The sequence below is a fragment of the Paraburkholderia sp. BL21I4N1 genome (assembly GCF_002973525.1).
Taxonomy (GTDB): Bacteria; Pseudomonadota; Gammaproteobacteria; order Burkholderiales; family Burkholderiaceae; genus Paraburkholderia.
In genome coordinates, this window is sequence record NZ_PVEN01000001.1 from 974,735 (window position 1) to 992,891 (window position 18,157).

Here is an 18,157-nt window from a genome sequence, read left to right on the forward strand (position 1 = left end):
GATTAAATAAGCACAGGTATTGGCACTGTGTGCCCGCTAATTTAATGCTCGATGCATTGTCGCAATGCCGCCTCACTGACTTTCCATTTCATCGACCGTCGAGCAGGGCGGTTTAGATTAAAGAGCCAGGTAAGTTCTCGATCCCCAGCTCTTTTAGCAACCAGCTTCTGAACGTGTCGAACGCCAGGTGATGATGCAGCCGTTTCGGGTACACCAGATAGTGACCCACATAAGGCACTTCCCGCGTGGTGCCGATCAGCGGAGACATCAGCGTCCCCTGATTCAATTCGCGCTCGGCGAGCAGCGTGGATTCGAGCACCACACCGAGCCCGCCGACGGCCGCGGCGATCGCCATCGAACTGCGATCGAAGCGCAATCCATATTGATTCGGCGGCGTCAGCTGGTTGGCCTCGAACCATCCTTTCCATTGAAACAACTGAACGTCGCACTGAATCAGCGTGTGTTCGTACAGATCTTCCGGGCGCTGAATCTTCCGCGCGAGTTCCGGCGCGCAGAGCGGCGTCAGCTTCTCTAGCGCGAGCGGGATTTTTTCATAAGGCGACGGCTTGGGCTCGCCGTACACGATATCGAGGTCGAAGTCGTCGTCCTCGAAGCGTGCGTAATCGGTGCTCGCGGAAAAACGCAGGTCGATCCGGGGATTTTCTTTCACGAAGCCGGCGAGTCTCGGCAGCAGCCATTGCGTGGCGAAACTCGGGGCCGTGTGCAGGCGCAGCGGACTCGGCTCGTCGGTCGTGACGAGCGCGAGTCCGCGGCGCATCTCTTCCATGCCGCGCTGCACGTGTTCGAGCAGGATCGCGCCCTCGCGGGTCAGCGTCACCTCGCGCGTGCTGCGCTGAAACAGCCGCAACGCCACCGTTTCTTCCAGCTTACGAATGGAGTGGCTGACCGCGCTCGGCGACAGATCCAGCTCCTGCGCCGCCGTCGCGAACGACGCGGTGCGGCCGGCCGCCTCGAACACGCGCAGGAACGGCAGCGGTAACTTGCGAATCGGCTTCATGCGTGAATTCCGTTCATGAATGGGTGCAATCTTTTCTTTTGTCAACCAGTTTTTCCCAATGATACGCTGGCTCTGCGTCGAACTGGTTTGCAACTGATGAATGAAAAGCATCTATTGCGAGCGAGTTAGTCGACTCGCCCGCCACGCCGGGCAGCGCATTCCGAAGACATCCAGGACGGAGACATGACAGCCATCACCGAAACACGGCGGCAGAGCGCCGCCACCCCCGCCGATTCCGACGCCACCTCCCACGCCGACCTCGCGCGTCACGCGTACCGGATCCGCCGCTTTGCGCTGCGCATGGGCGAAGTGCAGGGCCAGGGTTATATCGGCCAGGCACTAGGCCTCGCCGACGTGCTTGCCGTGGCGTTCTGCCATGCGATGAACCTGCGTCCTGGCGAACCCGAATGGGAAGGCCGGGATCGCTTTCTGCTGTCGCATGGGCACTACGCGATCGCGCTGTACGCGGCGCTGATCGAAGCGGGTGTGATTGCCGAGGCGGAATTGGAAACCTACGGGTCCGACGACAGCCGTCTGCCCATGTCCGGCATGGCGAGCTATACCCCCGGCATGGAAATCTCGGGCGGCTCGCTGGGCCAGGGCTTGTGCATCGCGGTGGGCATGGCGCTCGGGCTGCGGCAGAAAGGCAATCCGGCGTGGGTCTTCAATTCGATGTCCGACGGCGAGCTCGACGAGGGCGCTACGTGGGAAGCCGCGATGTCCGCGGCGCATCACCAGCTCGGCAATCTGATCACGCTGGTGGATGTCAACCAGCAGCAGGCGGACGGCCCGTCGCAGCGCATTCTCGGTTTTGAGCCGCTGGCGGACAAATGGCGCGCGTTCGGCTGGCATGTGCAGCGCGTCGACGGCAACGATCTGGCCGCCGTCGTCGCCGCATTCGATCAGGCGCGCGACGTCAGCGAGCCGGTGCCGCGCGTGATCCTGTTCGACACGCTGATGGGCAAGGGCGTGCCGTTTCTGGAACAGCGCGAGAAAAACCACTTCATTCGCGTCGACCCGGACGAATGGCAGCAGGCCATCGCCGTGCTCGACGCAGCGCAACCCGCGGGAGACCGAGCATGAGCACCGTCATCAATAAACCCCGCCTGACGACCTCGGCGATGATTGCGTCGATCGCAGCGGAAGGCCAGCGCACCACGGCCGCGCCGTTCGGACACGCGCTCGTGGCGGAAGCGGCGAAGCGGCCGAATATCGTCGGCATGACGGCGGATCTGTCGAAGTACACCGACCTGCACATTTTCGCCAACGAATACCCGCAGCGCCATTTCCAGATGGGCATGGCCGAACAGCTGCTGATGGGCGCCGCCGGCGGCATGGCGAAGGAAGGCTTCATTCCGTTCGCGACGACTTACGCGGTGTTCGCCACACGCCGCGCGTACGACTTCATCCACCAGGTGATCGCCGAGGAAAACCTCAACGTGAAGATCTGCGCGGCGCTGCCGGGCCTGACGACGGGTTACGGTCCGAGCCACCAGGCCACCGAAGACATCGCACTGATGCGCGGCATTCCGGGGCTGACGATCGTCGATTCGTGCGATGCGCTCGATACCGAACAGGCGGTCGCCGCGATCGCCGCGCACGATGGCCCGGTGTATATGCGTCTGCTGCGCGGCAAGGTGCCGCTGGTGCTCGACGAATACGACTACCAGTTCGAACTCGGCAAGGCGAAGCTGCTGCGCGATGGGAAGGACGTGCTGATCATCTCGTCGGGGATCATGACGATGCGCGCGCTCGAAGCCGCGCAAGCGCTCGGCGACGGCGCTGCCGATGTCGCCGTGCTGCACGTGCCCACCATCAAACCGCTCGACGAAGCGACCATCGTCGAAGCGTGCCGGCGCTCGGGGCGCCTCGTGATCGTCGCGGAGAATCACAGCTGTGTCGGCGGACTTGGGGAAGCCGTCGCCACGGCGCTGATGCGCGCGCGCGTGCAGCCCGTATTCCGGCAGGTCGCCCTGCCGGATCGGTTTCTCGCGGCGGGCGCGTTGCCCACGCTGCACGACCGGTACGGCATCTCGACGTCGTCGCTGGTGGGCAGCATCAAACAATGGTTGGCGTGAGGAGACCACGATGAACGTGACCTTTGTGGGAGTCGGCGCGATCGGCTTGCCGATGGCGCTGCGCATTCAGCAGGCCGGGCATGCGGTGACCGGCGTGGATGTGTTCGGCCGCGCGCGTGACAACGCGCAGACGAGCGGGATCGATGCGGTCGCCAGTTTCGGCGCGGCGCCGGCGGCGGAGATTGTCGTCGTGATGGTCGCCACGCCGGAGCATCTGTCGACACTAGTCGACGAGGCCGTCGGTGCGGTGAAGGGCCAGACGTGGGTGATCATGTCCACGGTCGGTCCCGCGAGTGTGCGCGAGCAGGGCGCGCGTTTACGCGAAGCCGGCGCGCGCGTGGTCGATGCGCCCGTGACGGGCGGCGTCGCGCGGGCGAAAACCGGCATGCTGGTGATTTTCGCGGCCGGCGAGCGGCAGGACCTCGACAGCGTGCGGCTGGTGCTGGACGCCATGGGCAACGTGCAGGTGACGGGCCCGCAACTCGGTGACGGGCAAAGCATCAAGGTCGTGAATCAGCATCTGTGTTCGGTGCATATCGTGGCCGCCGCCGAAGCGCTGAACCTTGCCGGCGCGCTCGGACTCGATCCGGCCGCCGTGCTGAAGCTGATCGAGAAAGGCGCGGCGGGGTCGTGGATGCTGTCGGATCGCGGCCCGCGCATGGTGGCGGGCACCGACGTCGAGGTGACCAGCGCGATCAATATTTTCGTTAAGGACAGCGGGTTGGTGAATGAGGCCGCCGCGCAATGCGGCGCCGACGTGCCGCTGCTGAGAATTGCGCACGAGCGCTATCAGCAGGCCGCCGACGCGGGATTGGGATTGCGCGACGACAGCCGGGTGATCGAAACCTGGCGGTGACGTGCGGTTTCAACCCGGCCTCAGCCGGAGCCTCAGTGCGATATTCACCTACTAAAACGATTCGGAGACACAAACCATGAGTACCTCATCCGCGACACTTCCTGCCAAGGACAATCCGATCAAGGTGTCCTTTGCATCGATGATCGGCTCGGCGGTGGAGAGCTACGACTTCTTCATCTACGGCACTGCCGCCGCCGGCTGGTTCGGCAAGATCTTCTTTCATACGAACGAGCCGATCGTCGGCATCATGGCGGCGTTCGCGACGCTGGCGGTCGGCTTTCTGATGCGGCCGTTCGGCGGTTATCTGGCAGGGCACTATGGCGATCGTCTGGGGCGCAAGACGGTGTTGTTCTGGTCGCTGCTCGCCATGGGCGCCGCGACCGTGCTGATCGGCGCGCTGCCCACCTACGATCAGGTCGGCGTATTAGCACCCGTGCTGCTGATTCTGCTGCGCATGGTGCAGGGCATCGGCTTCGGCGCGGAATGGGGCGGCGCGGTTCTGATGGCGTGCGAGCATGCGCCGGCCAAACGTCGCGGGTTCTTCGGCGCGGTGCCGCAAGTGGGAATTCCGTTGGGCCTGCTGCTGGCCAACGGGGCGTTTCTGCTGTCGTCGACGCTGTTCGAAGGCAACTGGGTCTGGCGTGCGCCGTTTCTGGTGTCGTTCGTTATGGTGGCGATCGGCCTCTTTATCCGCTTGAGCGTCAAGGAGTCGCCCGCATTCGAGGCGATCAAGGCCAGCGACACGATCGTCAAACAGCCCGCGCTGCAGGTGATCCGCAGCGACTGGCGCATGATCCTGAAGATCATCGGCCTGCGTCTCGCGGAAACGGGCGGCTACTACATTACCACCAGTTTCATGCTGTCGTACGTGATCCTGGCGCATGTGTCCGCCAAGGAGAACGTGTTGTGGGGGACGATGATCGGCTCGGCGCTCGGTCTCGGCAGTCATCTGTTTTACGGCATGCTGAGCGACCGGTTAGGGCGGCGTCCGCTGTTCCTGTTCGGCGCCCTTTTCACCGTGGTGTTCGGCATGCCGATGTTCATGCTCGTCAATACCGGTGCGGCCATCATGGTCATCACGGCGGTGACGCTGTCGCTGCTGTTCAGCCACGATCCGATCTTCGCGGTCGAATCGAGCTGGTTCTCCGAGCAATTTCCGGCGAACGTGCGGTCGTCGGGGATCTCGCTGGGTTATAACGGGGCGTCGGTCGTTGCGGGCTTGCTGCCGTTCGTCGCTACCGGACTGTATGGCGTGGTCGGATGGATGGGACCGGCCGTGATGTTCTCGCTGCTCGGCATTATCTCCAGCCTGTGCGCGCTGTCCATGCGCGAAACCGCGCCGGCCGTGCTCGAAAAACGCTCCGACATGCCGATGAGCCGCCATAAGGTGGGCACGCGCTGAGCAGTGGCGTGTCGATGGGCTGAGGCAGGTCAGGTAGACTTTCTCAGCCCCGACTCCCGCCACGCTCATGGATACTCAACTGATCATCATCTGCGCGCTCACGTTCGTCATTCACGTTATCGCGACGTTGGCGTACGCCGTTCGGATCGCCGGGGTTCGTACACGGCGGATTGCTGTTTCGTTCGCTTTGTTCGGCGTCATCGCGCTGGTCTCGCGCACGGCGAACTCGTTCCAGGGGCCGTTTCTGGCAAAGCGGGTCGAAGAAGATCTCGCCCATCACGTGCAGGCCGGCATGCTCGGGGACTTCCGGCTTTTCCTGTTGGCGGCCACCCTTGCCACGGTCGTCGGGGCGTTTCTCATTCCCACCTTTCAGCGCTATTTCAGCCGCGCAGTAGTCCATTTCCAGGTGCATCGGTCGATTCCGCGGCTGGCGCTGCATGCGTTCAGTCGTGGCGGAATCGCGTACATTCGCGGCGGTGCCCGCCTGCCCGCGCGAGAAAACGTAACTCAATTGACGTCCGATGCCGGTGTGTCGTGGAAAGTCATCATGCTGAACGTCGTTGCCATGTCGCTCTGGACGGTCGGCGTTTTCGCGTCGCTCTACGCGGGGTTGTTGAAACCGGAGTTGCGTGTGACCTGTGCGAATCTTTCTTCGGTCATCAATGGATTCGCGACGATCGTGCTGACTGTCATCATCGACCCGCAAATATCGGTCATGACGGACGACGTCATGGAAGGGCGCGTCACGGAAAATCGATTCCGGCGCGCGATCACCACGCTGATCGGCGCGCGAGTCGTGGGAACCTTGCTCGCGCAATTGATGCTGGTGCCGGCTGCGTTTCTGATTGTGCGTGTGGCCGAGGTGATTTGATAGAAAATTTCCACCTGCACGAACACGACCTCATGATCCGCCGCATTGACCGACACAGTTGAAGCCGCCAGTCGGCCCGTCATCGCGCAAGAACGATCAAATGAGCCGTCTGCCGATATCGTATATTCCCGTCGGACACTTATTCTGGGAGCGGTATGAATGCGGTTACAAAGGCGCTCTGGTTCATTGAAATCGAACTCGGCGACGAACTCACGCTCGAGCGAATTTCATCGACTTGCGGCATGTCGCGCTTCGGTCTTTCACGCCTCTTCTCGATGAGTACGGGTTGGCCTGTCATGCGCTACGTCCGTGCACGGCGGCTGACGCGCGCCGCACACTCGTTGACGCAGGGCGCACCGCACATTCTCGGCGTGGCGATCGACGCTGGATATGGTTCGCACGAGGCATTCACGCGCGCCTTTCACGATCTGTTCGGCGTTACGCCTGAACAGGTGCGGACACGGCGCGATCTCGATGGTCTTTCTCTGGTGGAACCGCTACGTATGAAAGAGACGAAACTGACCGATATTGCCGAGCCGCGCTTCGAAATGAGCGAGAGGCTTCTGATCGCCGGCATGGGCGGCCGGTTCACATTCGAAACCAACGAAGGCATTCCGGCGCTTTGGCAGACTTTCAATCCCTACATGGGGAACCTGCCCGACCAGGTGGGTTACGTGACTTACGGCGTGTGCTGCAATGCGGATGGAGAGGGTGGATTCGACTACATTGCGGGCGTGCAGGTGAGAAGCCGGGACCGCTTGCCCGACTCGTTCCGTTGCGTGGAAATCGAACCACGGCGTTACGCGGTTTTTGAGCACAAGGGGCACATCTCCACCTTGCACGAGACGGTTCACAGCATCTGGAATAAATGGCTGCCAGCGTCGGGCATGGAGGCCGCGGAAGCGCCCGAGTTCGAGCGCTATAGCGAGGACTTCGATCCCTGTGCCGGGACCGGCACGCTGGAGATCTGGTTGCCGGTCAAGGACGGTGCGCGTCGGTCTGACTGATCGCGAAAGTACTGCGACACCTCGGCAAGCACACACAGAACCTTTTTAATGTGCCACTATAAGCAATATGGAACCCCGTAACGTCCCGAGCAAGTCTCATCATCACGGTCGCATTGCACTGCGCCGTGGTTCGTTACGTCCATAGCAAGGAACGCGGGATTTCGACTCCCTTCCCTGCACGTACAACCAAGGCGCCCCTCAGGCGCCTTTTTTATTTTCAGCACCACCACACCACTAGATCAGAGAGGTTTTCATGACCATGATTCGCGGAACTCGCTTCGTCGTTGGGAAAGAGGCGGCACAAATACGCGCGCTGGAAAATCAATTCCGGAGCTATCTTCATTGACGTTGGCGCGGAGGAGGCGATCGTTCCCGCGCTGTGGTCGCAGGACACTTTTATCCAGAAGGCCGGTGGCAGCGAGATTATCGGCCAGATGTGGGCTTTCCCCGACAAGAAAGGACGGCCCTGTTGCCTGATTCCGGAAGCAACCGCGCTATTCCAGGAGCGTTGCGCCGAACTGCTGGAGCGAAAACCGGAACGGATGTTGTTCTATATCGCGCGATGCTATCGGTATGAGCGGCCCCAGGCGGGCCGCTATCGGGAGTTCTCGCAACTCGGATTCGAGTACCTGTGCGCCGATCCCGACTTCGCGGCGAGACGCAGTCAAGAGATCGTGAGCGGCTTTTTCGATTCACTCGGACTGCGCTACGAGATCGACACCGCTGCGAGAAGAGGTCTTAGCTACTATCTGAACGGCCGCGGTTTCGAGTTGCGTTGTACCGAACTCGGCGCGCAACAGCAAGTTGTGGGCGGTGGGGCGTATCGCGAGGGAGCGGGCTTCGGCATTGGCGCGGAACGGCTGCTGCTGGCAATGGCCGCTCAAGCGCTGATCTAGCGACGTTCGTTTCGTGGGAAGGCTGAGCGATTGGCGGTCGCCGCGAGCCTTCCCGAGACGACGTTATCCGAATTGAGCGACCAGCGCGTTCCACAATGCGTAGACCTCTCGCATGCCTGGATCGTGATCGCTAGTCCATACGGCGGTCTGCACGAGGACGAGCTTCGAGCGTGGGTCGACGATAATTCTTTGACCGTCCATGCCTTGCAACGCGAACATGCGGTGGTCGCCGGGCAAAATCCACACCTGGTAGCCATAGCCAAACAACGGATTGGCCTTGCCGGGGGCAAGAAAACTATCGGGAGAGGCGACGCTGGTCGCTTGCAGCACCCAGTCACGCGGCACGATCTGCTGGCCGTTCCACTTGCCGTCATTGGCCAGCATCAGTCCGAGTCTCGTCCAATCACGCAGCGTGGCGCTCACGCAGCAGTAGGTAATGTCCTGTCCGGTTACGTCACGTCCCCACGACGCATCCGATTCCATGCCCATCTTCTTCCAGATGCGCTCGCTCGCGTACTGCGCCACGGACTGATGCGTTGCGTGACTCAAGACCAGACCGAGTACTTCCGTTTCGATACTTGCGTAGCTGAAATGCGTGCCGGGTGCGCGGTCGCGCTGATTGAAGCGTTTGACGGCTTCGATGGCGCCCGCGCCGTGCGGATTGAAAAGATCGCGGCCTAGTTTGTCGCGATCGTCGCCGGCGTTGCTGTCTTCGAAGAAATGGACGCCGGAAGACATGTGCAGCAGGTCGCGAATTGAAGTCTGGCCGTACGCGGTGTCGGCCAGTTGCGGCACGTACGCAGCCGCGAGGTCGTCAATCGAGTGAATGGCTCCTTCCGATAGGGCAATGCCGATGAGCATGCCGACAATCGTTTTCGCCATGGATTGCGACATGAAGCGATCGGTGTCCTTCCGGGCGTAGCGGTAGTGCTCGTAAAGAATCGTGTCGTCGCGCGCGATCAGCAGGCCGGTCACCGGATTGCGATCGAGGTAGTCGTTGACACTGCGATACTGGCCTCCGTAGGGATAATTCAGTACCAGCTCGTGTTCGGAGGTTTTGAGTGTGGACGGAACGCCTGCTCTGGAAATCGGATCAGTCGGATGAACTTCGTCGAAATGCGTGTAGTAGCCGACAAACTGTTTTTGTGTTCTGGCGTGGCCCGGCACCGGTAACGGATAACGATCCGCGGCGCCGTAAGCGTCGGCGGCATAGCCGGCGTCGGAGAACACCGCGTCCGATTGCGCTACCGCGCATGACAACGCAAGCATGAAGCCCACGACCACCCTAACGCTCTGCCGCATTGCATCGCTCCTTTCTTGTTGTAATCGAGGTAGATGTCTGCCGCGACACCGGTACTCACACAACGGTCGAGAAATAATCCGGTTGACCCTGAGCGGAGATTTCGCGCTGGCTACGGTCCATTAGCGGTTATCTAGCGGTTATTTGCCGAGTCCGCCCTCAGTTGTTGGGAGAAGAACGGGAGCAATGCGGATTATCTTCATCAAATAGCCGGCGTGAGCCTGTGTCGACTACTCGACATCCATAACGGGTTCTCCCGGCAATACATAATGCATTTCATGGAACAACACGTCGCCCCGCGACGGTAAGGTGAAAGGAGGGGACGCGCAGGCGAACCCGAGCGCCTCGTAAAACCCTCGCGCGCTTTCTCGCGCCGTGCACCAGACGATACGTCCGCCTTCCTTTCTCGCATGATCGACGCACCGTTTGATCAACATCCGGCCAAAGCCGTAGCGCTGCATTGAAGGTTCCACGGCCACGCCACGCAATCTCCACGCATTGTCGCCGGGCGAGCCGGGAAAGGCTTCCTGACAAACCGTTGCTGCTGCAACGATCGCGTCGCCATCGCACACCGCCAGATGTAAAGTCGTCGCCTGATCGTCGCCGCGGAAGCGGCATTGCTCCATGTCGCCGTCCAGCAGAACAGCACTCCGAATCGGATAGACCTGCTCGGCGGGAACCGGGCGTATAGCGAAGAGCGAACGATCACGCAGCATAAATTGAGTCCGTATCTGCAAAATGAATGGTGCCCGAAAGGGGCGAATAGATTACTTCTGGAAGCATCTCTTTACCTTAATCCAGGTCTCCCTGATTGGTCAAAAGAGCCACCTTGTATTCCAGTTTTATGCAATTCAGATCGATCTGCAATCTGGAATGAATAGAGTGAGTACCTATCTAAAATAATAGTTGCGCGGTGCTCGCATTAGAGCAATCATCGCCAACGTTGTAAATACAGTTTAAACGAGAGAGCCAACTGAGATCTCAGATGTTAGAGGAAACTCAATCCGATACGCAGGCCGCCTATATCCAGCTCCGCACGAGAATTCTCGATGGGCGGCTGGCGCCGGGTCATCCGCTTTCGCCTCGCAACGTAGCGGAAGATCTGATGCTCGGACACACGCCCGTGCGTTCGGCGATTCAACGGCTGGTTGTCGAAGGGCTGGTCGAAGTCATTCCTAAGAAAGGCACCTACGTTTCGGCGCCGACGAACAACGATCTGCGGGAAATCTTCGAGGTTCGTCTGGCGCTGGAAAGCACGGCCGCGTATCTGGCCGCGATCAACGGTGCGACGGAAGGATTGACCCGGGCGGCCGCGCAGATGCGGCAACTGCTCGATCAATCCTCCACCAATCTATCGGTCGAGCAGCGTACGGGTTGGGTGTTTCATCAGGAGATGTTCGCGGCTTCCCGCAACGAACGTTTATTCACTACGTACAAGGTGCTCCGGGCGCAAACGGGGTTGGCGCTGAACGAACTGCATCGCGACGACGTAGCGACGGTTCGACGCGGCACGCTGGAACACCTGAACATCTACGCGGCGATCGAGGCCAAGGAGCCGGAGACGGCGCGGCGTCATATGTGGAATCACATCATCGATGGCACTGACGCAAGAATCAATCTAATAAGGGCTCAGAATGAAACCGTCAAATAAGCGGATCTCCATGCCGGTGCAGATGCTGGTGGGTCTCGCGCTAGGTATCCTCGCGGGTATTTATGTACCGGACCTCAGCGGCAAGCTGTCGTTTATCTCCGCGATTTTCGCGCACGCGATCAAGATGGTCGTGATGCCGCTGATTCTGCTGTCCGTCACGCTCGGCGCGTATCGGGCCGGCGTGCAGCGCGGCCACCTCGGCAAGACGGCGATGCTGAGCATCGCCTTTTTCCTGCTCATGACGCTGCTGGCCAGCGCGCTCGGCCTCGGGCTCAATATGCTGTTCCGGCCGGGACTCGGCGCGAGCCTCGCGCAAACCGCCGTGATGCCGAAGAACCTCGCGCCGGGAATCGACTGGACGAAGTTCGTCGTCGACCTGGTGCCGGCGAATATCGTGGCGGCGCTGGCTGAAGGGAATGCATTGCCGGTGCTGGTGTTCGGCGTGTTGCTGGGCTCGGCGCTGTCTGTGGTCGAGGACCGCGCGGCGCCGCTCGTTGCCGTGTTCGAATCGTTGCTGGCCGCGCTCTTCAAGATGATTGAATGGGTGATCGCGTTGTCGCCGTTTGCCGTATTCGCGGGCCTGGCGGCATTGGTGTCGTCGAAGGGCATTGCTTCCATCACGCCACTGCTCAAGTTGCTGGGCGTCGCGTATCTGGGCATGGCGATCCTGGCGGTGGTGCTCACGCTCATCATCAAGTTGGTGGGTCTTTCGCCGCGTGCCGTGATCAGGCATGTCAGCGAGCCGCTGATTCTCGCGTTCAGTACGCGTTCTTCGGAAATCACGTTTCCGGTCCATTTGAAGCGGCTGACGGAAATGGGTGTGCCGTCAACTGTCGCGTCGACCATTTTGCCGCTGTCGTACATTTTCAATCGCGACGGCGCGGTGTTGTACACGGCGCTGGCCGTCGGCTATCTCGCGGATGCCTATCACCTGGCGTGGACCTGGCCGCTGGTATTCACCATCATCGTGCTGACCATCATCACGATCGACGGTGCGGCTAACGTGCCGTCCGGCGCGATCGTGGCGATCACGGCGATCCTGTCGGCGGTCGGCTTGCCGCCCGAAGCCGTGTTGCTGATTCTCGGCCTCGACGCGTTCTTCGACATGGGTCGTACGGCGCTCAATGTCTATGCGAGCACGGTCGCTACCGCGGTTGCCATGCGCATTTCCGGCGAGGCGCCGTCGGAGCCTATCGCCGGCAGTCACGCCGCGACGCTGCGGTCTTTACATGAGAATGCCTGACTCGGAGGCCGTTATGGCTGGGAAATGGAGTTGTGCGGCGAATGGTCCGGCCGGTGAATCGCGAGTGATCAGCGGCAGGGGAAATCAATCAAGCGGCGCACGCACTTCGCAACGGCGCGTCTGCGGCGACGGCGTGCTGGAAAAGCGTGTCGCGGAGGCGTTGAACGCGCGCCCCGCCGCGCGTGCTCCAGCTGCCGGGCAGGCAGTGCGGCGCGATGGCGGCGAGCAAGGTGTGCATCCCATGCTGATGCGTGAACTGACTGCGATCTGGCAGCAAGCGGATACCGCTTACTCGTTCGGCGGAGAGTGGCAACGGTCCTTTGCGCTGGGGGAAATCGCGGACAGGCTGGCGGCGGTGATCAGCGACGGTGCAATGATTTCAGACGAGCGTGACGCGGCCGCCGCGACGGCGAGGCTTGCGGGCGACGGGGACGCGCCGGCGTCGGCCGATGGGTTCGACGCGCTGCGCGAGCTGCTCGAACTGGAAGACCTGCGCGATGCGATCAATGGCCGCAAAGCGTGCGGCGACGATGGGCTGGATGCCATGGTGAGCGACTATGAGGCGCGGATGTCACTCGCCTGGGCGCGTGCGCGGCGAGTCGTGGCGCATGGGTTGGCCGCAGGACAGCAGCAGAGGGAGCCGCAATCGGGTGCGGTGCGATAGGGGCGGTTGCGGTTTAACGCGCCGCTTTCTCGTAGAGCGCCGCGACGTAATTTCTCAACTCCGGAATTGGCCGGGTTCCAACCCGTAGAAAACCGAGCGACTCGTAGTGAGCGCAGAGCTTCGTATTCCTTTGGTCGCAATCCAGTCGAAGAAAACGCCGGTTTCGTGCGCTGACCTGATTCGCGCACCAATCCATTGCGAAGCGGCCGATGCTGAGTCCACGAAAACCATTGCGCACGGCGATGCGGTGGACATAACCGGCGACAGGTTCCTGAATTCCCCAGTACTTTTCGTCTTGCCACGAGAGCGACATGGTCGCGACGCAGACACCGTCATGCTCGATGACGTAGGCTTCGCTGCGCGTGATGGTTTGCAGCACACCGGCCTCGGTCCAGCCCGTCTGGCCCCACGCGGCGTCGCCTTGTTGCAGCTTGTACGCGACGGCGTCGTTCAGGATTTCGGTGAGAGCGGAAACGTGTTCCGTTGCCGCGCGATGTACGGTTCTTGTTGTCATTCAGCATGTCTCCGCGTGCCCATTCTTGTGCAATCTTTTGGATCGACGTGTGGGCGTCTCTTCACAGGTCGGAAGTGGTCTAATGGTGATGCGTGAATATAAATGAAAGCCGCTTGAAGACAAATGATTCTGAAGCAGGCGCGGCCGCCAAAAATGGTTGAGGATTGTCGCACATTTGAGTGGGAGAACTCTCTCGTGCGTCCTGTTTCGAAGTAGTGCGGAGACTCTGGAAAGTACATTCCGCATCTAAATACCGGTAGCTATTCCTCTACGGGGCTTTACGGGACCAGATTGCGAAAAATCCGGGCGACGGATCGACGGTCTCTTATTGTTGCGTCCATCCTGTTCTTCGTAGCCTGCGGGCATTCACTGTATGGTACGGAGTGTCTCTATGCCAGTCGCATGCGCTTTCATTCTCAACGGGAAAAAAACGTCGATTCTGACGTGTCCAGGAACCGCGTGCATTAGCGTCGTCGACGCCGGCTGCGTTTGATAGACTACAGACATTCATTCGGTCCCAAGGACTTACCGTGGCGGTTCCTGGCACTACGATGAGGGCTTATGGAACGGTCATCGTGAAATGAAACGCATCCTGTTGAAGATTCTCGGATGTGGAGTCGCTGCCGCTTTGTCGATTGTCGGCGGCTGGTACGTGGCATGCCTTTTCATGCTGGTGCCCTACAACATGCCGACCGGAGAGGACGCTTTCATAAGACATGGCCTGACCGCCGTGGGAGCAGAACATCTGGCTAACCCGGATGACATGCCGATGATTGCGCTGCTCCTCTGTTGGGTGATCGCGGCGTTGCTCATCGGCGCGCTTCTCTTTGTCGGCTATGCCGTGTTACGCCGTCGTCACCGCAGTGCCAGGGCGACAGCAGCGCGGCGTACGTCATAGCCTTTAGACCTTACCAACGATATTCGCCCCCGCAAAATGCCGCGCGACCAGCAGCCGAATGGAGCGACCGTTGCTAATCGCAATTGACGATAAGCCGGAGCCGGTCGCGTCGACGATGGCGAAGGCAATGCCCTTTTCAAGGAAAACCTCAAAAACGCATGGCGCGTGGACAAGCCGGATCTCCGCGCCATTCACGTTCACCGCAGTGGATACACGTCGCCTCGCGTCCGTTGTCTCGCCGCAGCAGTGACGACCAAATGATGATTTAATCGATGCCTTCGATTTTCATTCGTCTGGGAGACCTGCTTTGACTCACGAACAAACCCTCGAACACTGGCTGGCCAAAGAACAGGAAGTCCTTGCCAGAGTCAACGCCGGTCCGGGACCGGGCCTCGCGAGTCCGGAGCAGATAGCAGGCAAGACAGGACTGGAAGTCTTGCAGGCGATGATCGCCGGTGAATTGCCTTATGCCGCGATCGCAAAGACGCTCGACTTCACCTTGATCGAAGTATCGGCAGGCCAGGCGGTGTTTCAGGGCACGCCGCTCGCCCAGCATCTGAACCCACTCGGCACCGTTCACGGCGGCTGGATGGCGACGCTGCTCGACTCCGCGCTCGGTTGTTCGGTACACACCTTGATGCCGGTCGGGCGCGGCTATACGACCGCCGAACTCAGCGTGAACTACGTGAAGGCCGTGCTGCCGCGCGTGCAGCGTGTGCGTGCCGAGGGCAAAGTGATTCACTGCGGCCGTCAACTGGCGACCGCGGAAGCTCGCCTCGTCGGCCCCGACGGCACGCTCTACGCGCACGCCACGACGACCTGCCTCGTGTTCGAAATCCCCACTCGGTAAGACGGACGCGGCGTGTGGGTTCAGGCGCTTGCGCTGAAAGTCGGCCAGCCTCCCGCGTGGTTAATACGGCCGGCCGTCTTTATGTTCAAACGCCCATTTCCCCGCTGCGTTCATCACCGCAACCAGATCGTCGGTGGGGTAACTGACTTCGTCGCCTTGCGGGCGACTGCCCACTTCGAGGAAGACCGCATTCGCGGATGAGCGGTTCTCGATATGGTGCGGTTCGCCTCCCGCGCGAAAGCCGGCACACATGCCTGCTTGCATCGGGAACTCGTCGTTGCCAACGTGAAGCGTGACCTCTCCTTGCAGCACGTACACCCACTCGTCCTGCAACGAATGTTGATGATGCAACGCGGACGCAGCGCCTTGTTCAAGCGTGGTCAGATTGACGCCGAACTGGCTTAGCCCGAACGGATCGCCGAGTGGCTTCTTCGTCCTGCCATTCATTCGCGACGCGAACGGCTCGGGGTAATTGGACGGCTTTGTCCGGGGAGCAGCATCGTTCGCTATGATGCAATGCTTGAGATGTTCCATTGACAATCCTCGTCGGGAGCACTGACTGTAAAGTCATTCTCGGAACGCGCGCGGGGTCTGTCAATCTTGATTCCAATAATCAATGCTCTTTTGTATTTCGTGTGGAAAGGCGCGCCGATGTCGTCCGATAATCGCGCAGCTTATACGGCGCTCCACGCAAAGCCAGGCCTTAAACCAACAGGACAGTAGAGTGAAAATTTCCAGAACACGCCGGCGCCTGACCCTTGGACTCCCTCTGCTGCTCGGTATCGGTAGCGGCATCTCCACACCGCTTTTCGCGGCGGAATCTCCGATAGCCGGGATCGAGCGCCGCTACGGTGGCCGCCTCGGCCTATTCGCCGTGGACACCGGCTCGGGAAGAACGCTCGCCTACCGAGCCGACGAGCGATTCCTGATGTGCAGCACCTTCAAAGGTTTGCTCGTTGCGCAGGTGCTCGCCCGCGTCGACGCCGGCAAGGAGAAACTCGAACGCCTCGTGCATTACACCGAGCGTGACCTCATTTTCACGTCGCCGATTACCAAGGCGAACGTGGCGCAGGGCGCCATGTCGGTCGGCGCGCTCTGTCAGGCCGCCGTCGAGGTGAGCGACAACACCGCCGCGATTCTGTTGATGAGAAGCACTGGCGGCCCCGCGGCACTGACCCGTTTCATGCGAGATCTCGGCGATACCGTTACCCGCTCCGATCGTTACGAACCTGAGTCGAACCAATATAGCGGCTTGCTCGATACCACGACACCGAGGGCCATCGCGACATCGGCTGCCCGAATTCTTTTAGGCGACGTATTGAGTCATCAATCGCGCCGGCAACTCGAAGAATGGATGGTCGCCTGCAAGCCGGGACTCAACCGGCTTCGCGCGGCCTTGCCCGCGGACTGGCTCGCGGGCGACCGTCCCGGTACGAGCGTGGAACGCGAAACCAACGACTACGCAATCGTGCGTCCACCGGGCCGGTCGCCATTGCTCGTCGCCGCTTATTACGATGCACCGGGCGTCAGCATGGAGCTTCGCGAGACCGTGTTGCGCGAAGCCGGCCACGTTTTCGTGGAGTGGGCCAAGGCGAGCGCATGAACCAAGCCGGTCTGCGTAACCGGCGGATCGATCTGATTCGCGGCGTGTCGATCCTGCTCGTGCTGTTTCATCACTTCAATATCGCATACCGCCTGAACGACACGATACTGGCAGGCACGTTGGGCTGGAATGCCGTTCGCGCGGTTGCGCGTAACGGCAATTACGGCGTGACGATGTTTTTCGTGATCTCGGGTTTTCTGATCACCTCGAATGCCGGGCAGCGTTGGGCGGGACTCGGTAGTGTCGATACGCGGGCGTTCTACGCGCGGCGTATTGCTCGCATCGTGCCTTGCCTGCTGTTGTTGCTCGCCATCGTCAACGCAGCCGCGTTCGCGGGGCTCGCGATATTCCAGAATCATGCGCTGGCCGGAACACCGGTTTCTTTCTGGATCGTGAACCTGGCGTCGCTGACCTTCTGGATGAATGTGCTGATCGCCGCACATGGCTGGGTCAATTATCCCTTGGGCGTGCTGTGGTCGCTGTCGGTCGAGGAAGTGTTTTATCTGGCGTTTCCGCTTCTGTGTGTCGCGCTTCGTCGCGAGTCGCGGCTGCTTGCATTCTGGCTGGTGATCGCCGCGATCGGACCGTTGTATCGCTTCACGCATCAGAGCGACGAAGGGGGCTTCCTTTACGCGTATTTCGCGTGTATCGACGGCATCGCGATCGGTTGCTGCGCGGCGGTGCTCGCGAAACGATTCGCGTTGCGAGGGCGCTGGGCGGTCGTGTTGCAAAGTATCGTGGTGGCCGGCATGGCGTATCTGTATCTATATCGCCCCATCGGGGAAACAAATATTCTCGGCGTCACTGCCATGGCGCTGGGAACGGCGGTACTGTTATTGGCCGCTTATGACCGCCGCGACGAACCGCGAGAAAAGCGTGCATGGACTGCGGCGGCGGGCATCGCATGGTTCGGGCGGCAAAGCTATGAGCTTTACCTGTTCCACCTGATCGTACTCGGCGCGATACGCACGGTGCAGCCACCGCGTGTCGTTATTGGCGATGAAAAACTCCTGCTACTGGCGGTGTTTTTCGCGTCGTCCGCCCTATTGAGCGCCGGCGTGGCGCGGTTTTATTCAGAGCCGCTGAACCGCAAGCTGAGAAACTGGCTGAACGCGGTGTGATCGATGGCGGGCGGCCGGGCGGTCGTTAAGAACCGCCGCCCGCCGTTATTACCCCTCGCTGTAGTCCCTCGCTATAACCCCTCGCATCCCACTTCTCCCTCAAGTTTTTCCCATTCCCGCCGTAGACCGTAAAAGTGGCTTCAGAAGTGGCTTCAGCATCGTGGCCCGGCTTTCGTTGGTTCAGG

At 60.7% G+C, this 18,157-nt stretch carries 19 protein-coding genes; 14 read left to right on the forward strand and 5 right to left on the reverse strand.

Annotation, left to right across the window (positions count from 1 at the left end; all coding sequences use genetic code 11):
* Nucleotides 1-112: 112 nt before the first annotated feature.
* The gene (locus B0G83_RS04245; protein ID WP_105506581.1) at nucleotides 113-1,018 is read right to left on the reverse strand and encodes a LysR substrate-binding domain-containing protein; all 906 of its coding nucleotides are present in this window, start codon (nucleotides 1,016-1,018) and stop codon (nucleotides 113-115) included.
* Between the two features lie 300 nt (nucleotides 1,019-1,318).
* Between B0G83_RS04245 and B0G83_RS04250 the strand changes: the two genes are divergently transcribed.
* The 7 genes from B0G83_RS04250 to B0G83_RS04280 all read left to right on the forward strand — a co-directional run bounded on the left by B0G83_RS04250 (nucleotide 1,319) and on the right by B0G83_RS04280 (nucleotide 8,128).
* Nucleotides 1,319-2,101: a transketolase gene (locus B0G83_RS04250; RefSeq protein ID WP_258167751.1), complete on the forward strand. Its 783-nt coding sequence runs from the start codon at nucleotides 1,319-1,321 to the stop codon at nucleotides 2,099-2,101.
* Nucleotides 2,098-3,096, forward strand: coding sequence for a transketolase family protein (locus tag B0G83_RS04255; RefSeq protein WP_105506140.1), 999 nt, complete (start codon nucleotides 2,098-2,100; stop codon nucleotides 3,094-3,096). Before B0G83_RS04250 ends, B0G83_RS04255 begins: the two co-directional genes overlap by 4 nt.
* A 10-nt stretch (nucleotides 3,097-3,106) precedes the next feature.
* Nucleotides 3,107-3,952: an NAD(P)-dependent oxidoreductase gene (locus B0G83_RS04260; protein WP_105506141.1), complete on the forward strand. Its 846-nt coding sequence runs from the start codon at nucleotides 3,107-3,109 to the stop codon at nucleotides 3,950-3,952.
* Between the two features lie 76 nt (nucleotides 3,953-4,028).
* The gene (locus B0G83_RS04265) at nucleotides 4,029-5,354 is read left to right on the forward strand and encodes an MFS transporter (protein WP_105506142.1); all 1,326 of its coding nucleotides are present in this window, start codon (nucleotides 4,029-4,031) and stop codon (nucleotides 5,352-5,354) included.
* Nucleotides 5,355-5,421: 67 nt separating this feature from the next.
* Nucleotides 5,422-6,225 (forward strand): lipid II flippase Amj family protein, encoded by an 804-nt coding sequence (locus tag B0G83_RS04270; RefSeq protein ID WP_105506143.1) that lies wholly within the window; start codon nucleotides 5,422-5,424, stop codon nucleotides 6,223-6,225.
* A gap of 155 nt (nucleotides 6,226-6,380) precedes the next feature.
* The gene (locus tag B0G83_RS04275; protein WP_105506144.1) at nucleotides 6,381-7,232 is read left to right on the forward strand and encodes an AraC family transcriptional regulator; all 852 of its coding nucleotides are present in this window, start codon (nucleotides 6,381-6,383) and stop codon (nucleotides 7,230-7,232) included.
* A 284-nt stretch (nucleotides 7,233-7,516) separates the two neighbouring features.
* Nucleotides 7,517-8,128 carry an ATP phosphoribosyltransferase regulatory subunit gene (locus B0G83_RS04280; protein ID WP_181156691.1) on the forward strand — a complete coding sequence of 204 codons (612 nt, stop codon included), beginning with the start codon at nucleotides 7,517-7,519 and terminating at the stop codon, nucleotides 8,126-8,128.
* A gap of 63 nt (nucleotides 8,129-8,191) precedes the next feature.
* On the opposite strand, the gene B0G83_RS04285 is transcribed toward B0G83_RS04280, so the two are convergent.
* Together B0G83_RS04285 and B0G83_RS04290 are read right to left on the reverse strand one after the other, a co-directional pair.
* The gene (locus B0G83_RS04285; RefSeq protein WP_105506145.1) at nucleotides 8,192-9,430 is read right to left on the reverse strand and encodes a serine hydrolase; all 1,239 of its coding nucleotides are present in this window, start codon (nucleotides 9,428-9,430) and stop codon (nucleotides 8,192-8,194) included.
* 228 nt (nucleotides 9,431-9,658) lie between these two features.
* Nucleotides 9,659-10,144 carry a GNAT family N-acetyltransferase gene (locus B0G83_RS04290; protein ID WP_105506146.1) on the reverse strand — a complete coding sequence of 162 codons (486 nt, stop codon included), beginning with the start codon at nucleotides 10,142-10,144 and terminating at the stop codon, nucleotides 9,659-9,661.
* Between the two features lie 269 nt (nucleotides 10,145-10,413).
* Between B0G83_RS04290 and B0G83_RS04295 the strand changes: the two genes are divergently transcribed.
* From B0G83_RS04295 to B0G83_RS04305, 3 genes are all read left to right on the forward strand, one after another.
* Nucleotides 10,414-11,079, forward strand: a complete 666-nt coding sequence (locus tag B0G83_RS04295; RefSeq protein WP_105506147.1) for a GntR family transcriptional regulator — start codon at nucleotides 10,414-10,416, stop codon at nucleotides 11,077-11,079.
* Nucleotides 11,063-12,322, forward strand: a complete 1,260-nt coding sequence (locus tag B0G83_RS04300) for a dicarboxylate/amino acid:cation symporter (protein ID WP_105506148.1) — start codon at nucleotides 11,063-11,065, stop codon at nucleotides 12,320-12,322. The genes B0G83_RS04295 and B0G83_RS04300 overlap by 17 nt, the downstream gene beginning before the upstream one ends.
* A gap of 241 nt (nucleotides 12,323-12,563) precedes the next feature.
* Nucleotides 12,564-12,986 (forward strand): hypothetical protein, encoded by a 423-nt coding sequence (locus B0G83_RS04305; protein ID WP_146120155.1) that lies wholly within the window; start codon nucleotides 12,564-12,566, stop codon nucleotides 12,984-12,986.
* Between the two features lie 13 nt (nucleotides 12,987-12,999).
* Here B0G83_RS04305 and B0G83_RS04310 read toward each other — a convergent pair whose 3' ends face one another.
* Nucleotides 13,000-13,500, reverse strand: a complete 501-nt coding sequence (locus B0G83_RS04310; protein ID WP_105506150.1) for an N-acetyltransferase — start codon at nucleotides 13,498-13,500, stop codon at nucleotides 13,000-13,002.
* Between the two features lie 580 nt (nucleotides 13,501-14,080).
* Here B0G83_RS04310 and B0G83_RS04315 point away from each other — a divergent pair.
* Together B0G83_RS04315 and B0G83_RS04325 are read left to right on the forward strand one after the other, a co-directional pair.
* Nucleotides 14,081-14,398 carry a hypothetical protein gene (locus tag B0G83_RS04315; RefSeq protein ID WP_105506151.1) on the forward strand — a complete coding sequence of 106 codons (318 nt, stop codon included), beginning with the start codon at nucleotides 14,081-14,083 and terminating at the stop codon, nucleotides 14,396-14,398.
* 307 nt (nucleotides 14,399-14,705) lie between these two features.
* Nucleotides 14,706-15,248 carry a PaaI family thioesterase gene (locus B0G83_RS04325; protein ID WP_105506153.1) on the forward strand — a complete coding sequence of 181 codons (543 nt, stop codon included), beginning with the start codon at nucleotides 14,706-14,708 and terminating at the stop codon, nucleotides 15,246-15,248.
* Nucleotides 15,249-15,308: 60 nt separating this feature from the next.
* On the opposite strand, the gene B0G83_RS04330 is transcribed toward B0G83_RS04325, so the two are convergent.
* Nucleotides 15,309-15,695 carry a cupin domain-containing protein gene (locus tag B0G83_RS04330; protein WP_258167684.1) on the reverse strand — a complete coding sequence of 129 codons (387 nt, stop codon included), beginning with the start codon at nucleotides 15,693-15,695 and terminating at the stop codon, nucleotides 15,309-15,311.
* 277 nt (nucleotides 15,696-15,972) lie between these two features.
* On the opposite strand from B0G83_RS04330, the gene bla reads away from it, so the two are divergent.
* Both bla and B0G83_RS04340 read left to right on the forward strand, forming a co-directional pair.
* Nucleotides 15,973-16,851 carry a class A beta-lactamase gene (gene bla / locus B0G83_RS04335; RefSeq protein WP_258167686.1) on the forward strand — a complete coding sequence of 293 codons (879 nt, stop codon included), beginning with the start codon at nucleotides 15,973-15,975 and terminating at the stop codon, nucleotides 16,849-16,851.
* On the forward strand, nucleotides 16,848-17,972 hold the full coding sequence (locus B0G83_RS04340) for an acyltransferase (RefSeq protein WP_105506583.1): 1,125 nt from the start codon (nucleotides 16,848-16,850) through the stop codon (nucleotides 17,970-17,972). Before bla ends, B0G83_RS04340 begins: the two co-directional genes overlap by 4 nt.
* The last annotated feature ends 185 nt before the right edge of the window (nucleotides 17,973-18,157 follow it).

Bases quoted from the DNA above. Each gene is read 5' to 3' on its own strand.
- B0G83_RS04245 (WP_105506581.1), bottom strand. From the start codon at position 1,018: ATGAAGCCGATTCGCAAGTTACCGCTGCCGTTCCTGCGCGTGTTCGAG.
- B0G83_RS04250 (WP_258167751.1), top strand. From the start codon at position 1,319: ATGGGCGAAGTGCAGGGCCAGGGTTATATCGGCCAGGCACTAGGCCTC.
- B0G83_RS04255 (WP_105506140.1), top strand. From the start codon at position 2,098: ATGAGCACCGTCATCAATAAACCCCGCCTGACGACCTCGGCGATGATT.
- B0G83_RS04260 (WP_105506141.1), top strand. From the start codon at position 3,107: ATGAACGTGACCTTTGTGGGAGTCGGCGCGATCGGCTTGCCGATGGCG.
- B0G83_RS04265 (WP_105506142.1), top strand. From the start codon at position 4,029: ATGAGTACCTCATCCGCGACACTTCCTGCCAAGGACAATCCGATCAAG.
- B0G83_RS04270 (WP_105506143.1), top strand. From the start codon at position 5,422: ATGGATACTCAACTGATCATCATCTGCGCGCTCACGTTCGTCATTCAC.
- B0G83_RS04275 (WP_105506144.1), top strand. From the start codon at position 6,381: ATGAATGCGGTTACAAAGGCGCTCTGGTTCATTGAAATCGAACTCGGC.
- B0G83_RS04285 (WP_105506145.1), bottom strand. From the start codon at position 9,430: ATGCGGCAGAGCGTTAGGGTGGTCGTGGGCTTCATGCTTGCGTTGTCA.
- B0G83_RS04290 (WP_105506146.1), bottom strand. From the start codon at position 10,144: ATGCTGCGTGATCGTTCGCTCTTCGCTATACGCCCGGTTCCCGCCGAG.
- B0G83_RS04295 (WP_105506147.1), top strand. From the start codon at position 10,414: ATGTTAGAGGAAACTCAATCCGATACGCAGGCCGCCTATATCCAGCTC.
- B0G83_RS04300 (WP_105506148.1), top strand. From the start codon at position 11,063: ATGAAACCGTCAAATAAGCGGATCTCCATGCCGGTGCAGATGCTGGTG.
- B0G83_RS04305 (WP_146120155.1), top strand. From the start codon at position 12,564: ATGCTGATGCGTGAACTGACTGCGATCTGGCAGCAAGCGGATACCGCT.
- B0G83_RS04310 (WP_105506150.1), bottom strand. From the start codon at position 13,500: ATGACAACAAGAACCGTACATCGCGCGGCAACGGAACACGTTTCCGCT.
- B0G83_RS04315 (WP_105506151.1), top strand. From the start codon at position 14,081: ATGAAACGCATCCTGTTGAAGATTCTCGGATGTGGAGTCGCTGCCGCT.
- B0G83_RS04330 (WP_258167684.1), bottom strand. From the start codon at position 15,695: ATGAATGGCAGGACGAAGAAGCCACTCGGCGATCCGTTCGGGCTAAGC.
- B0G83_RS04340 (WP_105506583.1), top strand. From the start codon at position 16,848: ATGAACCAAGCCGGTCTGCGTAACCGGCGGATCGATCTGATTCGCGGC.